A 3,035-nucleotide genomic window follows, 5' to 3' on the forward strand; every position below is an offset into this window, starting at 1 on the left:
ACACGGTTTGGTGCCGGTGAGGGCGTTGTTCTCGACCGTACATCGAGAACCACATAGTGGACGCAGAGCAGCTTATTCAAACTGTAGTGTTATCAAATTATTGGCTTATTAGTACCGGTCAGCTCCGAGGGTCTTTAGTCCCCTCTTCCACATCCGGCCTATCAACGCAGTAGTCTAGCTGCGAGCCTCTCCCCCGAAGGGATGGAAATCTCATCTCGAAGCCGGCTTCCCGCTTAGATGCTTTCAGCGGTTATCCGTTCCGAACGTAGCTAATCAGCGGTGCTCCTGGCGGAACAACTGACACACCAGAGGTTCGTCCATCCCGGTCCTCTCGTACTAGGGATAGATCTTCTCAAATTTCCTGCGCGCGCAGCGGATAGGGACCGAACTGTCTCACGACGTTCTAAACCCAGCTCGCGTACCGCTTTAATGGGCGAACAGCCCAACCCTTGGGACCTACTCCAGCCCCAGGATGCGACGAGCCGACATCGAGGTGCCAAACCATGCCGTCGATATGGACTCTTGGGCAAGATCAGCCTGTTATCCCCGAGGTACCTTTTATCCGTTGAGCGACAGCGCTTCCACAAGCCACTGCCGGATCACTAGTCCCGACTTTCGTCCCTGCTCGACTTGTCAGTCTCACAGTCAAGCTCCCTTGTGCACTTACACTCGACACCTGATTGCCAACCAGGTTGAGGGAACCTTTGGGCGCCTCCGTTACTTTTTAGGAGGCAACCGCCCCAGTTAAACTACCCACCAGGCACTGTCCCTGAACCGGATCACGGTTCGAAGTTAGATATCCAATATGACCAGAGTGGTATTTCAACGATGACTCCACCTGAACTAGCGTCCAAGCTTCAAAGTCTCCCACCTATCCTACACAAGCCACACCGAACACCAATACCAAGCTGTAGTAAAGGTCACGGGGTCTTTCCGTCCTGCTGCGCGTAACGAGCATCTTTACTCGTAATGCAATTTCGCCGAGTTCGCGGTTGAGACAGCTGGGAAGTCGTTACGCCATTCGTGCAGGTCGGAACTTACCCGACAAGGAATTTCGCTACCTTAGGATGGTTATAGTTACCACCGCCGTTTACTGGGGCTTAAATTCTCAGCTTCGCCTTGCGGCTAACCGTTCCTCTTAACCTTCCAGCACCGGGCAGGCGTCAGTCCGTATACATCGTCTTGCGACTTGGCACGGACCTGTGTTTTTAGTAAACAGTCGCTTCCCACTGGTCTCTGCGGCCTTCGAACGCTCCAGGAGTAAATCCCTTCACGCCTCAGGCCCCCCTTCTCCCGAAGTTACGGGGGCATTTTGCCGAGTTCCTTAACCACGATTCTCTCGATCTCCTTAGTATTCTCTACCTGATCACCTGAGTCGGTTTGGGGTACGGGTGACTAAAACCTCGCGTCGATGCTTTTCTTGGCAGCATAGGATCACTGATTTCGTCCGTGAGGACTACCCATCGGGTCTCAGCCTTATATGAGAGACGGATTTGCCTATCTCTCGGCCTACATCCTTAGACCGGGACAACCATCGCCCGGCTCAGCTACCTTCCTGCGTCACACCTGTTAATACGCTAACCGCACCAGCATAGGGTCGCACGCTAGGCCCCACGCTTCACCCCGAAGGGATCCATCTAGGGGATTCAGATGCTTAGCATTACTGGATTAGTTTGGGCGGTTTTTCGCCAGTACGGGAATATAAACCCGTTGTCCATCGACTACGCCTGTCGGCCTCGCCTTAGGTCCCGACTTACCCAGGGCGGATTAGCCTGGCCCTGGAAACCTTGATCTTTCGGAGGACGGGTTTCTCACCCGTCTTTCGCTACTCATGCCTGCATTCTCACTCGTGTAGCCTCCACGGCTGGTTTACACCGCCGCTTCGCTGGCCACACGACGCTCTCCTACCCATCAACACGGCTGAACCAACACAACAAGTGTGCGGCTTACCAAAAATATCAATGCCACAACTTCGGTGGCGTGCTTGAGCCCCGTTACATTGTCGGCGCGGAATCACTTGACCAGTGAGCTATTACGCACTCTTTCAAGGGTGGCTGCTTCTAAGCCAACCTCCTGGTTGTCTGTGCAACTCCACATCCTTTCCCACTTAGCACGCGCTTTGGGACCTTAGTTGGTGGTCTGGGTTGTTTCCCTCTCGACGATGAAGCTTATCCCCCACCGTCTCACTGCTGCGCTCTCACTTACCGGCATTCGGAGTTTGGCTGACGTCAGTAAGCTTTTAGGCCCCATCGGCCATCCAGTAGCTCTACCTCCGGCAAGAAACACGCAACGCTGCACCTAAATGCATTTCGGAGAGAACCAGCTATCACGAAGTTTGATTGGCCTTTCACCCCTATCCACAGCTCATCCCCTCCATTTTCAACTGAAGTGGGTTCGGTCCTCCACGACGTCTTACCGTCGCTTCAACCTGGCCATGGATAGATCACTTCGCTTCGGGTCTAGGACATGCGACTGAATCGCCCTATTCAGACTCGCTTTCGCTACGCATTCCCCTCTCGGGTTAAGCTCGCCACATATCACTAACTCGCAGGCTCATTCTTCAAAAGGCACGCTGTCACCAGAACAAAGCTGGCTCCAACGGTTTGTAAGCAAACGGTTTCAGGTACTATTTCACTCCCCTCCCGGGGTACTTTTCACCTTTCCCTCACGGTACTTGTTCACTATCGGTCATGTAGGAGTATTTAGGCTTATCAGGTGGTCCTGACGGATTCACACGGGATTTCTCGGGCCCCGTGCTACTTGGGATACTCTTCGGGCGATTGCTGCATTTCGACTACGGGGTTCGCACCCTCTATGACCAGGCTTTCAATCCTGTTCGTCTATACAACGTTCTAACCCTCACTGTTCGGCAGAAGCAGCAGAAAAGTCCCGCAACCCCGACCATGCAACGCCTGCCGGCTATCACACATGATCGGTTTAGCCTCATCCGGTTTCGCTCGCCACTACTAACGGAATCACTATTGTTTTCTCTTCCTGTGGGTACTGAGATGTTTCACTTCCCCACGTTCCCTCTA

General features: G+C 53.5%; 1 rRNA gene. It reads right to left on the bottom strand.

What is annotated here, in order from left to right:
- Positions 1-88: 88 nt before the first annotated feature.
- A 23S ribosomal RNA gene (locus E3O65_RS14340) occupies positions 89-3,035 on the bottom strand; the annotation flags it as partial.

It is taken from the genome of Cryobacterium breve, assembly GCF_004402375.1.
GTDB lineage: Bacteria > Actinomycetota > Actinomycetes > Actinomycetales > Microbacteriaceae > Cryobacterium > Cryobacterium breve.